This is a genomic window from Streptomyces sp. NBC_01210, assembly GCF_036010325.1.
Taxonomy (GTDB): Bacteria; Actinomycetota; Actinomycetes; order Streptomycetales; family Streptomycetaceae; genus Streptomyces.
Map to the genome: position 1 here is coordinate 8,551,026 of NZ_CP108549.1, position 15,782 is coordinate 8,566,807.

The following is a 15,782-nucleotide window of genomic DNA, read 5'->3' on the forward strand; positions in this document are numbered from 1 at the left end:
ATTCACGGTATGCCATTCGAAGAGAAGAGCGCATGGGCCATGGGGGTGCTCGCGGTCAGTACGTACGTGGGCTACCTCGTCGTCATTCTTGGGCGAACGGGGGATACCCCTCTCGTCGAGGTGTCGTATGTGGCGACGTTGTTGTGGGCCTTGGGCATCTCGATCGCAGCGTCGATCGTGCTCCATATGCTCATGGCGATGTTCTCGCCGAAGGACACCCGCAAGAAGGATCAGCGCGACAGGGAGATCAATCGGTTCGGCGAACACATCGGGCAGTCATTCGTCGTCATCGGGGGAGTGGCAGCGCTCGGTATGTCGATGGCCGAGCTGGACTACTTCTGGATCGCCAACGCGGTCTACCTGGCGTTCGTACTGTCGGCGATCCTCGGTTCCACGGCCAAGATCGTCGCGTATCGCCGAGGCTTCCAGCCATGGTGAAGCCCACCAGGGTCACGAACGCGATCCGGGCCCTCCGGTTCGCGCACGGAGAGATGACGCAAGCGGATCTGGCAGAACGCATCGGTGTGTCACGCCAGACCGTCATTGCCATCGAGCAAGGCAGATATTCGCCTTCACTCGAACTGGCATTTCAGATCGCCAGGGTGTTCACCGTCCCGCTCGACACTGTGTTCCAGTACCCGGACAGCGAAGGAAAGACACCATGAAGGCAATAGTCCGGGAGACGTACCGGTCACCCGATGGCCTGGAACTCAAGGAGATCGACAAGCCGGTCGTCGGCGATGACGACGTGCTCGTACGCGTTCACGCCGCCGGCGTCGACCAGGGAGTCTGGCACCTCGTCACGGGCCTGCCGTACCTCCTTCGCATCGTAGGATTCGGGCTGCGCAGACCCAAAACCCGTGTTCCGGGTCTGGACGTCGCGGGGCGTGTCGAGGCAGTCGGTCGGAACGTGAGCCGGTTCCAGCCCGGTGACGAGGTGTTCGGCACCTGTGCGGGCTCCTACGCCGAGTACGCCTGCGCGCGCCAGGACAAGTTCGCGCCCAAGCCGGCGAACGTCACCTTCGAGCAGGCGGCGGCAGTCCCCTCCTCCGCGTTTGCCGCCCTCCAGGGTCTTCGCCGCAGTGCACAGGTCCAGGCGGGGCAGAAGGTGCTGGTCATCGGTGCGGGCGGAGGCGTCGGGACGTTCGCGGTGCAGCTGGCCAAGGAGTTCGGAGCGAATGTCACCGGTGTGTGCAGCACGAAGAAGACGGACCTGGTCCGCTCGATCGGCGCCGACGACGTCATCGACTACACACGCGAGGACTTCGCGGACGGGCCGCGGCGCTACGACCTGATCCTCGACACAGCGGGTGGTCGTTCGTTGGCACACCTGCGGCGTGCTCTCGATCCGCGGGGAAGTCTCGTCATCGTCGGATCCGAAGGGGGAGGACGGTGGCTCGAGGGCGTGGACCGCGCGCTCCGGGCAGCGGTGCTGTCACCGTTCGTGAGTCAGAAACTGCGGATGCTGGTGTCCACGGAGAAGCAGGAGGACCTCCAGTTGCTGGGGAAGCTGATCGAGGCAGGCAAACTCACTCCGATCGTCGACAGGACGTACTCGCTGAGTGAGGTTCCCCAGGCCATTCAGTACCTGAGGGCCGGCCATGCCTGCGGCAAGATCGTCATCACGGTGTGAGGTCTCCTGAGGTCCTGAACGGATCCGCGCCACCCGTCCGACGGCACCCGGGTGAGAGCCTCCGCCGGAGCGGGGTAGCCGTTCTCGGGGTACCTGTTCTGATGAGAGCTGGGAGGTGGGAGAAGTCGTGCATACCGAAATGTGGGTGGTGGTGGCAGTCGCCACGGTCCTGATCGCCACCACCGTCGTGCTGGCCGGCGTGCTCGTGGTCAGACTTGTGAAGGCACGGCGGCAGCTGCGGGATGCCGGAATTCCGATGGAGAACAAAGCGGTCTTCTGGGGTGCCATGATCTACCTGGTGAGTCCGGTCGACCTGCTGCCGGACCCGGTCCTCCTCGACGACATCGGCTTTCTGCTGCTCGCACTGCGCTCGCTCCAGGCTGCGGCGCAAAGCGCGGACGTGGCCCGCCGACGCTGATGCAGTATCGGCACAACAGGCCGACGTATCCCAGCCTTTCGAACTCCTGTCACATCGGGCCGGACAGTCCCTATCCTTGGCGGCCGGGCGCGCGTACTGAACAGCTTCTTCGTCGTACGCGGGGCACGGAGAGCCGGGATCGGATTGCGTGCTGTCCAGGAGGTGGTGGCCAAACATCCGGGTCCGTGGGAAGTCGCCTTCCAGGACGACAACGTCACCGCAGTGCGCTTCTGGCGCCGCGTCGCCACCAAGATTTGCCCCTGAGGCGTGGACCGAGGAACGCAGACCAGTACTGGGTCGGCCCAACCTGCCGCCCGATGTGTGGATCTCGTTCGACGTGCCTGCGCAGACACGCGGCCGGACCTGACGGACCGCAAGACATCGCCAGGGCCTTGCGGCACCGGCAGTAGAGAAAACAACCCCATGCCGGTGACGCGGCCGACACGCGTGCCGGTGCGCGGGGTCAGTGCACGGGGTGCACGGGGTGTGCCTCGTCCGCCTCCGGGCGATCGAACTGGGTGCGGTACAGCTCCTCGTATCGGCCTCCGGCGGCCAGGAGATCGGTGTGGGTTCCGCGTTCGATGACGCGGCCCTCCTCGACGACCAGGATCAGGTCGGCGGCCCGTATGGTCGAGAGCCGGTGGGCGATCACCACAGCGGTACGGCCCTCCAGAGCCTCCCCCAGGGCCTCCTGGACGGCCGCCTCGGAGGTGGAGTCGAGGTGGGCTGTCGCCTCGTCGAGGATGACGACCCGCTGGCGGGCCAGCAGTAGCCGGGCGATGGTCAGCCGCTGGCGCTCGCCGCCGGAGAGCCGGTAGCCGCGCTCGCCGACGACGGTGTCCAGGCCGTCGGGCAGTGAGGCCACCAGCCCGCTCAGGCGGGACCGGTGCAGGGCGTCCCAGATGTCGTCCTCGGTGGCGTCGGGCCGGGCGAGAAGCAGGTTGGCGCGCACGGACTCGTGGAAGAGATGGCCGTCCTGGGTGACCATGCCGATCGTCTCGCGGATCGAGTCCGAGGTCAGGTCGCGTACATCGATGCCGTTCAGCCGTACGGAACCGCTGTCGGCGTCGTACAGCCGCGGAACGAGCTGCGCGATCGTGGACTTGCCTGCTCCGGAGGAGCCGACCAGGGCGACCATCCGGCCGGGTTCGGCGCGGAAGGAGACATCGTTCAGGACTTCCGTGCCGCCGCGGGAGTCGAGGGTGGCGACCTCTTCGAGGGAGGCGAGGGAGACCTTGTCGGCGGAGGGATAGCCGAAGCGGACCCCGTCGAACTCCACGGACACCGGCCCGTCCGGCACCCGGCGGGCGTCCGGCTTCTCCGCGATCAGTGGCTTCAGGTCGAGGATCTCGAAGACCCGCTCGAAACTGACCAGGGCGCTCATTACCTCGACTCGGGCGCCGGCCAGTGCGGTCAGCGGGGCGTAGAGGCGGGTGAGGAGCAGGGCGAGGGCGACGACGGCTCCCGGGTCCAGGCTGCCGCGCAGTGCGTAGTAGCCGCCGAGTCCGTAGACCAGGGCGAGAGCCAGGGCGGACACCAGGGTGAGGGCCGTGATGAAGACGGACTGGGCCATGGCGGTACGGATACCGATGTCGCGAACCCGGCGGGCGCGCGCGGCGAATTCCGCGGACTCGTCGGCGGGCCGTCCGAAGAGTTTGACGAGAGTAGCCCCGGGGGCGGAGAAGCGTTCGGTCATCTGGGTGCCCATGGCGGCGTTGTGGTTGGCGGCCTCGCGCTGCATCTTGGCCATGCGGGAGCCCATACGGCGGGCGGGGACGACGAACACCGGCAGCAGGACCAGGGCGAGCAGGGTGATCTGCCAGGAGATGCTGAGCATGACGGCGAGCGTCAGCAGGAGGGTGACGAGGTTGGAGACGACGCCGGACAGGGTGTTGCTGAAGGCCCGTTGGGCCCCGATGACGTCGTTGTTGAGCCGGCTGACGAGTGCGCCGGTGCGGGTGCGGGTGAAGAAGGCGACCGGCATTCGCTGGACGTGGTCGAAGACCGCCGTGCGGAGATCGAGGATCAGCCCCTCGCCGAGGGTCGCCGACAGCCAGCGGGTGAGCAGGCCGAGCCCCGCCTCGACGACGGCGATGATGGCGATCAGCAGCGCGAGCCGGGTGACCGTGCCGGTTTCCTGGCCTTTGACGATCGCATCGACGACGCGGCCCGCGAGCACGGGTGTGGCCACCGCCAGCAGTGCCGTGATCACGCTGAGCAGTAGGAACTGGTACAGCTGCCGACGGTGCGGCCTGGCGAAGGAGGCGATTCGACGCAGGGTGGCCCGGGAGAAGGGCCTCCGGTCCTGTTGGGCGTTCATCGCGCTGTGCAGCGATGTCCACGCGGTGACTTCCATGTCCATGGGGTGCCTCCGGAATCTGGGTGGGCCGACGCGGTTCCCGTCGGCCGGTGTGGCCCGGGGCGCACCCAGAACGCTATGACCTCAACCAAGCTTCAGGTCAATTGATTCCTCTCGGTCCTCGCCGAGCCGTCAGATGTGGCGGGTGTTGGCGACCCGGGCGAGGACCAGGTTTTCAAGCAGGCTCAGCCAGGGTGAGGCCAGTGAGACAGTCCTGCCAGGCCTGTTCACTCAGCAGAGGGCGGAAGCGCGTGAACAGCACCAGGAGATCGGGCGCCCACTTCACGCGGAAGGCGGGGTCGATACGAACGATGTCCAGCTCATTCGCGACGGTGAGCTCGACGAAGTCCTGTCGCTGCTGAATACTCGGCGTGAAAGTGCGGCCGGTGAATCTGTCCCGGAAGGCGGCGCCGGTGTCCGCGAGCGTGGGGTACGACCGCTTCCGGTCGCAGCTTGCGTAGAGGTGGACGATGGACTCGGCCTCGGGGCCGATCACTGCCTCAATTTCGGGGCGACGATCGATCGGCATAAGCGCTGTGGCGAAGCCGTCGGTTCCGTAGAACGCGTGACACAGCCCGGCCAGTCGGAGCGCAGGGCGGGCTCTCCAGCGGTCGAGCTGTTGCTGCACCCGCTGAAGGTGGGCGAGTAGCGTGCCGCCGGGATGATCGAGATTCTCGGCTCCGCAGTCGCGCAGGAGATCGAGGGCGTGAGCGGTGCTTGCTGATGTGGGCACGCGGACGGACTCCTTTCAGTTGTTCGGCAGGGGTGTTACTTGTCCAGGAGGTCTATTGCAAGGCCATGACTCCGGCCGCGGTGAGGCCGACGGTGACGATGAGGGCGCGCAGCGCGGCCGGTGGCAGCTTGCGGCCCACACGTGCGCCCAGTACGCCGCCGAGGGCAGAGCCGACGGCGATCACTGCGGCGACGGTCCAGTCGACGTCGGCAACCGTGATGAAGACGACAGCCGCGATTCCGTTCACGATGGAGGCGAGAACGTTCTTCGCGGCGTTCAGCCGCTGCAGGTCTTCCCGAAGGAAGCTGCCGAAGAGTCCCATGAGAAGGACCCCTTGTGCCGCTCCGAAGTAGCCGCCGTAGATGCCTGTGCCCAGTACGCCGAACCACATGGGGGCGCCGCCGTCATCTCGCCTGTGGCTCCGGTGTTGCTGCAGCCATCGGCCGAGCCGGGGCTGCAGCAGGACCAGAACGCAGGCGGTCAGGATCAGTACGGGCACTATTGCTTTGAAGGTCTCGGCGGGCAGTCTCAGCAGGAGCAGCGCGCCGATGAGCCCACCGATGAGCGAGGCGATGCCGAACCGGATCAACCGGCCCAACTGGCCTTTGAGTTCTCTGCGGTAGCCGTATGCGGCGCTCAGTACGCCCGGCACCAGGCCGATGTTGTTGGACACATTGGCCAGCACCGGCGGATAGCCGAAGGCGATCAGGGTGGGGAAGGTGATGAGAGTCCCGGACCCGACCACCGCGTTGATCCCGCCGGCCGCGATGCCGGCGGCTCCGATGGCCACCAACTCGATTGCTTGCACAACTCACCTTCCGAAGACGCGCACAGGGGCGGGCAGTTCGGGTTACCGGACAGTCTTTGCTCCGAGCCGGTCGGGTCGGCACCTGTTCAGGGAATTTCGCGGCGGTCCGGACCGTCACGAATTCCCTGAACAGGTTGCCGCCCTGGGCCCAGAAGCGATCTTCGGTGACGGTGAAATCCCAAGTCAATCCTCGGGTTTTCTTGCAGACCCCCAAGGGATACCTTCACCCTCGTGACTCTTGACGATCTACGTGTCTTCATTGCGGTGTGCAGAGCAGGCAGCCTCAGCGCCGTGGCCCGCGACCTCTCATGCACGCAGTCCGCGGTGAGCCAGCACGTCAAACGGCTGGAACGGGAACTGGACGTCAGCCTGTTGGAGAGGCACCCACGTGGTGTAGTGCCCACCTCGGCGGGGCGCATCCTCCAGGCCGCGGCCGCCGACGGCATCGGGGGCATCGACCTCGCCCTGCGCCGACTCCAGGACCTGGTGCGCGGGGACGGCGGTTCGGTGCGGATCACCACGGGAGCGACGACCGTACGGCACTTCATGGCCGAGGCCATCGTCGACTTCCGCCGGCGTTACCCCCAGGTGAGCCTGGAGTTCGAGACGGAGAACTCCAGCCGCAGCTGCTTCGACGCGCTCGCCGCGCACGACCTGGACCTCGCCTGGATCACCATCGGGACCCCAGTCCGGGGCATCGAGCAGCGCCCCGTCGTCGAACTGCCCTGGGTGCTGGCTGTCAAAGCCGACGACCCGCTGGCGGCCAAGACCCACATGGACCCTGCGGACCTGGCGGACCTGCAGCTGATCCGCCTCCCCGAGAACTCGACATCCCGAGCTCATCTCGACGCGTACTTCGCCGAGTTGGGAGTCCGATGGACCGCCGACACCGGTGTCGCCGACTGGGACACCGCCATCCTCCTCGCGGAGCTCGGCCTCGGCCACGCCGTCGTACCCGCCCTGCCCGGCCGCCATGGCGCCGAACACAGCAGCGTCCGCCTGATCCCGCTTCCGGCATTGCCCGCCCTGTCCGCCGGTTGGGCGGTACGCCGGTGGGACGCCCTGAGCCCACTGGCCCGCGCCTTCGCCGATACCGTCGCCCAGAACTGCGCGGGGATGCCCGGGTGCTCGCTCACCGGACATGAGCCGCGATCGGTTGGCTGACGCCCGGCGGTCCGCCGAGGATGGCCGGGCCGGACGGCCCCATCCCGCCGGAGCGCGTCAGGATCGCTGGGGAGTTGTGCACGGCGGCTGGGGCCGCAGGTGTCAACGGAGCTCGGTTGGTCAGCGGGCCGACACCGCCCGAGCTCAGCGCCGCCCGCGCGGCAGCCGGCGTCGTGGGTGGTGGCGAACACATCGCCGCCCAGCAGCGTGCATCAGACGCTCGGCCGGGGGCACTCGGGGGCTCAGGAGGCGTACCGCGCGCCCACACCTGAGGGAGGCATCGTGACGTCGACTTACGCACACTGGCGGGCCCGTGCTTCGAGATCCATGACCGGCCACTCCGCGGAGCAGGAGACCCTGACCGTCGCAGGACGGGCGGGCTTTGTCGCCCGTGGCGTCGTGTATGTCCTCATCGGCGCGCTGGCCGTCAGGATCGCTCTGGGGAGCGGTGGCGAGGAAGCTGATCGCCAGGGCGCGCTTCGCCAGGTCGCGGAGCAGCCCTTCGGGAGGGTGATGCTCTGGGCGCTTGTCGTCGGCTTCGGCTGCATGGCGCTCTGGCGGGGCGCCCGCGCGGTGATGACCAGGGGGCCTCGGCGGAAGGCCGCCTCCCGGCTGTTGGACGGTGGCCGGGCTCTCTTCTACGCCGCCGTCTGCTGGGCAACTGCCGCGTTTGCCGCAGGGAGCGGCCAGGGCTCCAGCGGCGATGCGAAGTCTCAGGACTGGACGGCATCGGCGCTGGAACTGCCGTACGGAGGTGTGCTGGTGGGCGCCGCGGGCTGTCTCCTGATCGGCATCGGCACGGTGCTCGCCGTACGGGCGGCACTGCGGCGCTTCCTGCGGCAGTTGGATACCGCGGCCATGAGCCGCCGCACGCGGCAGGTCGTGACCGGCCTGGGTGTGGGCGGCGGCGTGGCGCGCGGCACCGTGTTCGCCGCAGCCGGGACCTTCATCCTGGTTGCGGCGGTCCGCTTCGACCCGCACGAGGCCAAGGGCATGGACGCGACGCTCCGCAGCTTCACGCACACCCCGATGGGCCCGTGGCTCCTGGTCGCCGTCGCGGTCGGACTGATTCTCTTCGGCGTCTTCTCCTTCGCCTCGGCGCGGTGGCGCCGCCTGTGACTGTTCATCGGCGGCGGCGGCGGTCGGGTCGAGCTGGCCGCGGTCTACGCCGTGGCGGGCGCAGGTGGGGTCGGCATGGTGGAGGTTGTGCCAGCTCTCCCCGAACGAGAGCAGCGCGAGCGGCCAGAGGTTGGTCGCGCGGTCAAGAAGAAGATCGGTGGGCCCGATCGGCCGTCCCCACAGCAGCCGGCCGCTAAGGAGGAGGGACAGGAAGGGGAACTTCGCGATGAGTGCGGTCACCGCCAACTGCCCGCGCTGGGCGGGCGAGCGCGGGGCACAGCCTCACCGCGCGGGAAAGGCGCCGTACCGTCGTATGCGTCCGGCGCCTGAACTGCTGCGTCGGGTCGTTCGGGTCGTTCGGGTCGTTCGGGTCGTTCGGGTCGTGATTCGGGGCGTGCGTCGGGCCGTGCTGTGGCTTTCGTACGGAGGGACATCCGGGACTCCTCGGCCGTGTGTGGTGTCGCGGAAGTGCAATCGCGGTGACGGGCGGAGCTCAAGGCAGGCGACAGCTTCCGTGACCGTGTCAGGTGCTCAGGCCGGTGAGCGGTTCGGTTCCGTCGATGAAGGCTCGGGCGACGTCGGACAGGCGCCGGTTGTGTGCGCGGGCGTAGCCGCGTAGTGCGGTGAAGGCCTGTTCCATGTCGATGCCCTGGCGTTCGGCGAGCTTGCCTTTGGCTTGTTCGATCAGGACGCGGCTGTTCAGCGCGGTCTGCAGCTGTTCGTTGAGGACGTTGCTGCGCTGGGTGGAGCGTTGTTGCAGGAGGCTGATGGTGGCGACGTCTGCCAGGGCCTGTGCGATGGGTGTGCCGACCGGGTCGAAGGAGCCGGGGTGGGTGCGGAAGAGGTTGAGGGCGCCGACGACTTCGTCCCGGAGACGCATCGGCAGGGCTTGGACCGCCGCGAACCCGCTGTGGTGGGCTTGCTCGACGAAGCGCGGCCAGCGGTCGGCCTCCCTGCTCAGGTCGGGGACTGTCACGGGTGCGCCGGTGCGGAAGCACTCCAGGCAGGGACCTTCGTCGTTCTGGAGCTGGAAGAGCTCGAGCAGGCGTACTTGTTCGCTGGAGGCGGCCATGACGCGGAGTTCGCCGTCCCGGTCCGCGAGCAGCACGCCGGCCGCGCTGGCGCCGAGCATGCCGACGCAGCGGTCGGTCAGCAGGCGCAGGAAGTCGATCAGGTCGAAGTCGGCGACCAGGTTGTCGGCCAGTTCGACGAATGTCTTGGCAAGGAGCTGATCATTCATCGTGTACACCCTCTGTCGAAGCTACTCCCGCCGGGGAGGGGCGGGAAGTGAGCACGTTCATTGGTCGGCTCCTGCATCAGGGATCCTCGTCGGTCTGATCCGTGTCCGCGTCCGTGGCTGTGTCCGGGGGGAATTGGAGTCGGCGGGCGACCACGTCGGCGGCTACCTCGGCGAGCCGGCGTCCGTGGGCGTAGGCGTGGGCGCGCAGCCGGATGAATGCCTCCTCGATGCCGACGTCGAGCTGCACCGTGAGCATGCCGGTGGCCTGGTCGATCTCGGCCCGGTACCTGCCCAGGTCTTCGTAAGGCCCGTCCGGCGGGATCCCGACGGGTGGCGTATTCGACTCTTCGATCTGCACATCGAGCAGGACCAGGGTCGCGGTGTCGGCGAAAGCCATGGCGTCGGCCAGCTCCTCCGCGGTCAGCTCGATGGGCAGGCTGGAGTAGAGGTCAAGAACTCCCGGACTGATCGCCCCGATCTGCAGAGGGAGCGCGAAGACCGCGCCCGCTCCGGCGTCCAGGGCCGCATCGGCGAACACGGGCCAGCGGCCCCGCACTTCACCGGCGCGCAGATCGGGTGTCAGAACGGCTGTGCCGAGGACGAAGGCGTCCACGCACGGCCCCTCACCGAGGGTGAATTGCAGTTCTTCCAGCTGCTCGCTGATGTCGTCGGTGCTGCACAAGGGGTGACTGGCTGTGGTCCGGGACATCGCGGACACCCCGGCCCCGCCGACCGGCAGGGCCGCCACGGCGGCGGTGCACACATCCACCACGCCGACCCGGGCACCACGCAGGGCCGCCTGCTCGGCCGCAAGCACGCGGATCCGTGCCGACCGGCTGCCGGTCATCGCTCCGGCCGCTGAGTCCGGGCATTGTGCGCGAGGCCGTCCGGAGTGGCCGCTGTTCGCTCCCCAAGGGCCAGGACCAGCGCCCGTGTCACTGCCGGGCCGGGCGGTCTGCGTACTTCTCCGATCTCTTGCCATCCCCAGGACTGGAAGGCGGCATACGTTGCGCGGTCTGCCTGATCCACCAGGGTCGCGCCGAGCGACGCCTGGTGGTCGGCGAGCAGTCGCTCCTGCAGTCGGCGGGCGAGGTCGCGGTCCTGCTCGTGCGGGTGGACCACGATCTCGGTGATGGCGAAGACATGCCCGGATGCGGTGAGCTGCTCGATGCTCTGCGGCAGTGTTCCGTCGAAGCCACGCCACCAGGAGCCGTCGCGCCGTACGGGGAATCCGAAGGCGCAACCGGCCAGTGTGGTGGTCTCCGCGATCAGCATGGCGAACCCCGGCCTCCGGACGTCATCTGTGAGGCGGCGCAGAAAGGCCTGGCGGTTGCGGTACTCCTCGCCGGCGGCTGTGTCGGTGGACTCGACGTACAGGTCTGCCAGGTCCTCCTTCAGGCCCTCGGCCTGCCAGCGGTTGAGCCGGCGCAGGCGAATCGCGCTCATGGCGGACGATGCGTGATCTTCCCGCTCCCGCGAGCCTCTTCGCGCAGGGCGGGCTGTCACAGCACACCGCCCGTGGCGGCAGTGATGGCCGGAGCAGGCCCATGGGGGGCCGAGTGGAGAGGAGCAGGCCGTTGGGCTGGAGTGATTGCGACGATGCCTTCCCGGCGAGGCGGTGGTCCTTGAAGGGCCGGAAGGCCGCGGAGCAGGAATCCGGAGCCGGTGAGTTCGACGAGCCGAGCCAGCGTCGGAGGCGGGTAGTGCAGTTGCAGAGCCCCTCCCGCCGTCGTGGTGTGCTGCGACGCCTCGAGGAAGGCGTTGAGGCCGCTGCAGTCGCAGAAGGAGACGGGGGTCAGGTCGATGTCGACGGTGCGGATGCCGTCGCGCAGGCAGCGCTTCAGCGTCTCGCGCACAAGCGGCGCAGTTTCCAGGTCGATCTCACCGGCCAGGGTGATCAGCGCCCGGCTCTCGCTGTCGTGCCGGTAGATGGTCAGTCGCGGTAGGGGCATGACGCCTCGGTTTCAGGGGGACCCGCCGGGCACAGTCAAGCGGCGGAGCCGGATTTCCGGCTCCTCCTGGTGCGCTCACGGTAGGGGCGTACTTTCGGCGGAGGCGGGCGAATGGCCGGTCCAACAGCCTGTGCACCAGGATCGGGAACGACCAGGGGATGCGCCGGGCGACCGGACTCAGGATCCGCTCCCCGCAGACATCTGTGCTGAGCAGCAACATGCCGCCGGGGTCTGGGACGTCTACACAGCAGAGTAGCCCTTGACCCGGGCCATGGACGGCTGGCAGCCAGCCATTCTCACTGACTGGGCGCTTCCCGACAGGCACCGGTGCCGCGTGTGCATATCTGCTGCACTGCACGGCACTTGGGCACAAGTCGCGAAGTGCGGCGCCGATGACCCGGGCGCGCGCGGCACGGCATCGCCCCGCTCAGCGCCGGCGTCCGCTTCGAGGGGGACCATCGGGGGCTTGGGGGCGACCGGTTTTGCGTCGTGACTCACTCCTACGACTCACTCCCCGCGCTCCCGCGACTCACTCCCGCGTTCTCACGACTCACTCCCGTGTGCGGACGCCACGGCCGGAGCCGCCACAGTCCGCTCGTCGCGCTGCGTGCTGCGGCGGTCCGCCCTGAATCCTTGCCCGGCGGCCGGGCACGGCCGGAGGCAAGGTCGCGATGCGATCGTCGTGGCGCGTAGTGAACAGCTGAATCGCCAGGACGCCCACGGCAATCATCGCCAGAAGCACGATCACCGTCGCGAAGATCTCCATGCCCCTCACATGCCTTTCGCCGGAGTCGCCACGTGGTCAATGACTGCCCCGGCGGGGGTACGAGAGGTCGGGCGGCGGGTGTCATGGCCGCCTTCGGAGTCCCAGACCGTCTCGCGGGTCGAGTCCCAGTCGGCCTCTGCCGCGATTCGGAAGAGCTCTGCCTCCTGTATCAGGCCGCTCGCCGTGAGACATTGCGATGGGTCAGTGGCCGCGGCCATCAGCCGGGCGGCTGTGGCCGGGCCCGTCTCCGGCGGGATCACCAGCAGGTCCCAGCGGCCGGTGGTGTAGGAGAGCAGCAGCAGCTTGTGCGGGTCCTGCTCGGCCTTGAACCAGCCCACATGCACCACATGCCCGGCGACGGGCACTTTCCGTGGGATGACCGGCCAGAACGTGGGGTTCACCGTGACGCGGGTGATCCGCCCCCACAGCGGGTCAAGTAGTGCGGTGAGCGAGGGGAGTTCCGCCGTCAAGTCGCGGGAGCGTGGCCACCACGCACCGTCGATCAGAGCAGGAGCGGCGCCGGCCGGCGCCAGTATGAGTCGGAGGGGCAGCGAAGAGGTCCGGTCTTCGACCGCCGGTTTGTCCAACATAGTTGCGGTCATGACGCGGACCCTGCCCCCGGCCGGTCGAAACCGGCCCGGTGTCGTGAATCGCCGAAAACGACACCAGCGTGAAAGCTGATGTACGAAGTGTCCTCGGTGAGTCCACGGTACTCCTGGCCGGAGCCCGACGGACCGTAGCTGGGATACGGGCTGAAAACCTCTCAGCCCGTCGCCGCCGTCAGCAGATGAGACGCCGCCCGGCGGGCCTTCGCGTCGACGGCATCGTGATTGCACCACTCGCGCATGTCGGCTGCCATGATCACGCTCTTCTAGGCCTCTTAGTGCAGGACCAGGTGGAGCAGTCCCGGGAAACCGGGCGGGCACTCGGTGCGCACCGGCCGGATTTCGGACAGTCCAGCATTCGCATGCGCCTCGGCAGTTTCAGCGGGCGATCGTCGGCGACCCGTAAGGGAAGCGACAATCATCAGCGAATGGAGGAGGAACTCCCGTGGAGAACGAGAACTGGCGTCATGAAGCGGCATGCCTCGACGAAGACCCCGACCTGTTCTTCCCCGTCGGCAACACCGGCCCGGCTCTGCTTCAGGTCGCCGAGGCCAAGTCCGTCTGCCGCCGGTGCCCGGTCCAGGAGTCTTGCCTGGAGTGGGCCATGGCGCACGGCCAGGACTCCGGTGTGTGGGGCGGACTCGGCGAGGACGAGCGCCGGGCGCTCAAGCGCCGGACGGCCCGGCGGCGGTCCCAGGCGCGGAGCGCCGGCTAGCCGTGGTGGCGGAGACGTCGGGAGCCGCGTGCACGCTCACGGCGACCTGGCAGTTGGCCTGTTTGCCCAAGGCTCCGCAGTACTTCGGGGCGACGCCGACCGGCATACTCGGCGATCCGCCGCGACGCCGACACGAAAGGGCGGGCGCGTTCGTTCGTTAGTGTGTCGCTGGCCGAGGCGTATCCGCAGGTCGCGGCGATGTGGTTGCAGGAGCGCAACGGCGGGCCGCACCTCGGGGGAACTGGCGGCAGGTGAATACGCGTGCTCCCCGGTATGAACCGAACCCAGCTACCGGCGGGTTGCTTGTTCCTTGGTCTCTGGGCTGGGACCTCGGCGCCTCTCCGGAGTGTCCGGGGCTTCGCGGTTTCTGCGACGTCTGCGTAGGAGCAGCAGCACCGTGGTGACGAGTGCGATGAGGACGAGGGCTGCCGCCGCTCCGATGGGGTACCAGAGCTTGTGCGACGTGGGCTTCTTCGGCATGGACAGCATCAGCGTGGCTGTGGCCGATCGCAGGGCCGGGCCGCTGCGCAGTTCGAGCTGGGCCTTCCAGGGGCCGTCGGGCAGACGCGGTTCGAGGGGAATGGTGATGGTGCCCGTCTGGTACCCGGCGAAGGTGGTGCCGGGAGGGATCCGGAAGGGGCCCGCGCTGACGCCGCCGGGGCCGCCTTTCAGGGTGAGCTGCCCGGACATCACGTCCATGGCGCGTCTGCCGAGGTTGCGTACGACGGCGGCGACGCTCGGACGGCCCTGCTTGTCCCGAGTTCCCGTGATCTTCTGGATGACGAAGTCGGCCAGCGGGTCACCGCCGGGCCCGACGTCCAGGTAGACGCGCACACCGACGCGGTGGATGCTGCCGACGTTGTGCCGCGCATCCGGCAGGGCCTGGCTCTCGGCCCACACGACCGCGTAGCGCTCTCCGGACTGTGCGGTGCGCGGCACAGTGAGCGCCATGTCCACCATGGATTTCGTGCGGGCCGCCAGATTCACGCTGCCGGGCTCGACCCGGATCCACCGGGCCAGTTCGTTGGGCGTACGCGCGGGGCCGAACAGGAATCTGCTGTCTTTGACGAGGGCCGAGGCGGCGTAGAGGTCGATACGAAGGGGGGACGCCGACTTGTTGGAGACCTCGATCCTGCGCTTGATCGTCATGCCCGGCTTGAGATGGTCCACGACATAGATGCGCGCGCGGGGGTCGTTGCGGCGGGCCACGGGTACGTCGACCAGCCGGACGCCGAACCGGCCCGGCCCGGAGTCGAGCGCGGGCTTAGCGGGGATGGCCACGGCGGGGGCGTCAGAGGGGGCACTCAGGAAGGCCGTCGCCGCGATGATCGCGGCGGCGGCCCGGGTGCGCACCCGGGCGCGTGGTTGGTTACGCCGCAGAATTGGTCACCACCCCATTTCCGTGATGTTTAGTGGCCGCCTGAGTTGACGAGCCCGAGGATCGAGCAAGGGACTCCGCGTCCTTGACGATGGCCAGGGATGATGCCAGAGCGTAGAAATCATCTGTGAGACCAGGAGGAACTATAGAGACGGAATTGCGTAGAAGTCTGGCATATTACGCTTGTGTCCCGCGTTGAATTAATAGAATTGTCGGGAAATTTAGGCATCCATGGGTCAGGCCACTGAATAGGTCACGGTCCCGCGGTAGAGATCGGCCACCGCGGACTCGGGCACGTGAACGGCCAGGGATGGATTCCACGAGACGAAGTTGTTTCCGGAGCCGTCAGGATGGCTGAAGGCGACGCGGGGATTGTCGAGGCTGCCTGGGGATCCTGGGAAGAAGGGGCCGTTGAAGGCGTGGATCGGTGGGCCGGAGGCGTACCGGACGCGTGAGCCGGAGATGGCGTCGTTCCCGTGGCCGCCAGGGGTGAACTCGCGGCGCAGCGAGACGATGGCGGTCCACTGGGCGTAGGGGGCGGAACGCTCGTCCGCGACCTCCACTTCACCAAGCCGGCCCCAGGCGGTGCCGCCGGGAACCGTGCGGGACAGGGTGGCCCTGGAGGGAACGGAGATGGTCAGCCCGTCGGTGGGTCTCACCTCGAAGACGACGTCTGTGTCGCCCCTGTCCCTGTACCCGCCGTCCTTGTACCCGTCGCTGTCGCTGTTGTCGTATCTGTCTCTGTCTCCGGATCCCTCGGCGTGGACCGGAGCGGCTGTGAGTGCCGCGCATCCCAAGGTGACCAGGACGACGGTGCGCCGGATCGGCGCCCCCATACCGACGATAAATGTCATGCAATGAGGGTGCGTCAGAGATTGTGGGTCTTCATCTT

18 protein-coding genes and 3 pseudogenes are annotated in these 15,782 nt (G+C 68.0%); 8 read left to right on the forward strand and 13 right to left on the reverse strand.

All coding sequences use genetic code 11. From position 1 onward, the window contains the following. Positions 1–9 precede the first annotated feature (9 nt). The 5 genes and pseudogenes from OG735_RS38545 to OG735_RS38565 all read left to right on the forward strand — a co-directional run. The gene (locus OG735_RS38545) at positions 10–438 is read left to right on the forward strand and encodes a hypothetical protein (RefSeq protein ID WP_327327787.1); all 429 of its coding nucleotides are present in this window, start codon (positions 10–12) and stop codon (positions 436–438) included. Further along, a complete protein-coding gene (locus OG735_RS38550) occupies positions 432–665 on the forward strand; it encodes a helix-turn-helix transcriptional regulator (RefSeq protein ID WP_327327788.1) in 234 nt (77 codons plus the stop codon). Before OG735_RS38545 ends, OG735_RS38550 begins: the two co-directional genes overlap by 7 nt. Then, the gene (locus OG735_RS38555) at positions 662–1,633 is read left to right on the forward strand and encodes an NAD(P)-dependent alcohol dehydrogenase (RefSeq protein WP_327327789.1); all 972 of its coding nucleotides are present in this window, start codon (positions 662–664) and stop codon (positions 1,631–1,633) included. Before OG735_RS38550 ends, OG735_RS38555 begins: the two co-directional genes overlap by 4 nt. A gap of 127 nt (positions 1,634–1,760) precedes the next feature. Next, the gene (locus tag OG735_RS38560) at positions 1,761–2,051 is read left to right on the forward strand and encodes a YkvA family protein (RefSeq protein ID WP_442812561.1); all 291 of its coding nucleotides are present in this window, start codon (positions 1,761–1,763) and stop codon (positions 2,049–2,051) included. Between the two features lie 81 nt (positions 2,052–2,132). Then, positions 2,133–2,418 (forward strand): annotated as a pseudogene (locus OG735_RS38565) (GNAT family N-acetyltransferase); the annotation flags it as partial. 96 nt (positions 2,419–2,514) lie between these two features. On the opposite strand, the gene OG735_RS38570 reads toward OG735_RS38565, so the two are convergent. The 3 genes from OG735_RS38570 to OG735_RS38580 all read right to left on the reverse strand — a co-directional run bounded on the left by OG735_RS38570 (position 2,515) and on the right by OG735_RS38580 (position 5,951). Beyond that, complete coding sequence (locus tag OG735_RS38570) at positions 2,515–4,413, reverse strand: ABC transporter ATP-binding protein (RefSeq protein WP_327327790.1); 1,899 nt, start codon at positions 4,411–4,413, stop codon at positions 2,515–2,517. A 172-nt stretch (positions 4,414–4,585) separates the two neighbouring features. Then, complete coding sequence (locus OG735_RS38575) at positions 4,586–5,143, reverse strand: DUF6817 domain-containing protein (protein ID WP_327327791.1); 558 nt, start codon at positions 5,141–5,143, stop codon at positions 4,586–4,588. Positions 5,144–5,195: 52 nt separating this feature from the next. Continuing rightward, positions 5,196–5,951, reverse strand: a complete 756-nt coding sequence (locus OG735_RS38580) for a sulfite exporter TauE/SafE family protein (protein ID WP_327327792.1) — start codon at positions 5,949–5,951, stop codon at positions 5,196–5,198. Between the two features lie 231 nt (positions 5,952–6,182). On the opposite strand from OG735_RS38580, the gene OG735_RS38585 reads away from it, so the two are divergent. Both OG735_RS38585 and OG735_RS38590 read left to right on the forward strand, forming a co-directional pair. Then, on the forward strand, positions 6,183–7,115 hold the full coding sequence (locus tag OG735_RS38585; protein WP_327327793.1) for a LysR family transcriptional regulator: 933 nt from the start codon (positions 6,183–6,185) through the stop codon (positions 7,113–7,115). A 282-nt stretch (positions 7,116–7,397) separates the two neighbouring features. Then, the gene (locus tag OG735_RS38590; protein WP_327327794.1) at positions 7,398–8,234 is read left to right on the forward strand and encodes a DUF1206 domain-containing protein; all 837 of its coding nucleotides are present in this window, start codon (positions 7,398–7,400) and stop codon (positions 8,232–8,234) included. A 15-nt stretch (positions 8,235–8,249) separates the two neighbouring features. Here the strand turns inward: OG735_RS38590 and OG735_RS38595 are convergent. From OG735_RS38595 to OG735_RS38625, 7 genes and pseudogenes are all read right to left on the reverse strand, one after another. After that, positions 8,250–8,378, reverse strand: a pseudogene (locus tag OG735_RS38595) (acyl-CoA desaturase); the annotation flags it as partial. Positions 8,379–8,757: 379 nt separating this feature from the next. Further along, positions 8,758–9,474 (reverse strand): GAF and ANTAR domain-containing protein, encoded by a 717-nt coding sequence (locus tag OG735_RS38600; RefSeq protein ID WP_327327795.1) that lies wholly within the window; start codon positions 9,472–9,474, stop codon positions 8,758–8,760. Between the two features lie 76 nt (positions 9,475–9,550). Further along, on the reverse strand, positions 9,551–10,321 hold the full coding sequence (locus OG735_RS38605; protein ID WP_327327796.1) for an ANTAR domain-containing protein: 771 nt from the start codon (positions 10,319–10,321) through the stop codon (positions 9,551–9,553). After that, a complete protein-coding gene (locus tag OG735_RS38610) occupies positions 10,318–10,920 on the reverse strand; it encodes a hypothetical protein (RefSeq protein WP_327327797.1) in 603 nt (200 codons plus the stop codon). The genes OG735_RS38605 and OG735_RS38610 overlap by 4 nt, the downstream gene beginning before the upstream one ends. A gap of 56 nt (positions 10,921–10,976) precedes the next feature. Then, positions 10,977–11,426, reverse strand: coding sequence for an STAS domain-containing protein (locus OG735_RS38615; protein WP_327327798.1), 450 nt, complete (start codon positions 11,424–11,426; stop codon positions 10,977–10,979). A 550-nt stretch (positions 11,427–11,976) separates the two neighbouring features. Continuing rightward, positions 11,977–12,192, reverse strand: coding sequence for a hypothetical protein (locus OG735_RS38620; RefSeq protein ID WP_327327799.1), 216 nt, complete (start codon positions 12,190–12,192; stop codon positions 11,977–11,979). 5 nt (positions 12,193–12,197) lie between these two features. Further along, entirely contained in the window at positions 12,198–12,794 is a 597-nt protein-coding gene (locus OG735_RS38625; RefSeq protein ID WP_327327800.1) for a DUF5994 family protein, read from the reverse strand. A gap of 448 nt (positions 12,795–13,242) precedes the next feature. Here OG735_RS38625 and OG735_RS38630 point away from each other — a divergent pair, with 448 nt between their 5' ends. Beyond that, positions 13,243–13,512, forward strand: a complete 270-nt coding sequence (locus tag OG735_RS38630; protein WP_327327801.1) for a WhiB family transcriptional regulator — start codon at positions 13,243–13,245, stop codon at positions 13,510–13,512. A 7-nt stretch (positions 13,513–13,519) separates the two neighbouring features. Here OG735_RS38630 and OG735_RS42155 read toward each other — a convergent pair. From OG735_RS42155 to OG735_RS38640, 3 genes and pseudogenes are all read right to left on the reverse strand, one after another. Further along, positions 13,520–13,618, reverse strand: a pseudogene (locus OG735_RS42155) (transposase); the annotation flags it as partial. A 182-nt stretch (positions 13,619–13,800) separates the two neighbouring features. Beyond that, positions 13,801–14,793: a peptidase gene (locus OG735_RS38635; protein ID WP_327327802.1), complete on the reverse strand. Its 993-nt coding sequence runs from the start codon at positions 14,791–14,793 to the stop codon at positions 13,801–13,803. A gap of 333 nt (positions 14,794–15,126) precedes the next feature. Next, positions 15,127–15,744, reverse strand: a complete 618-nt coding sequence (locus OG735_RS38640; protein ID WP_327327803.1) for a hypothetical protein — start codon at positions 15,742–15,744, stop codon at positions 15,127–15,129. Positions 15,745–15,782 lie beyond the last annotated feature (38 nt).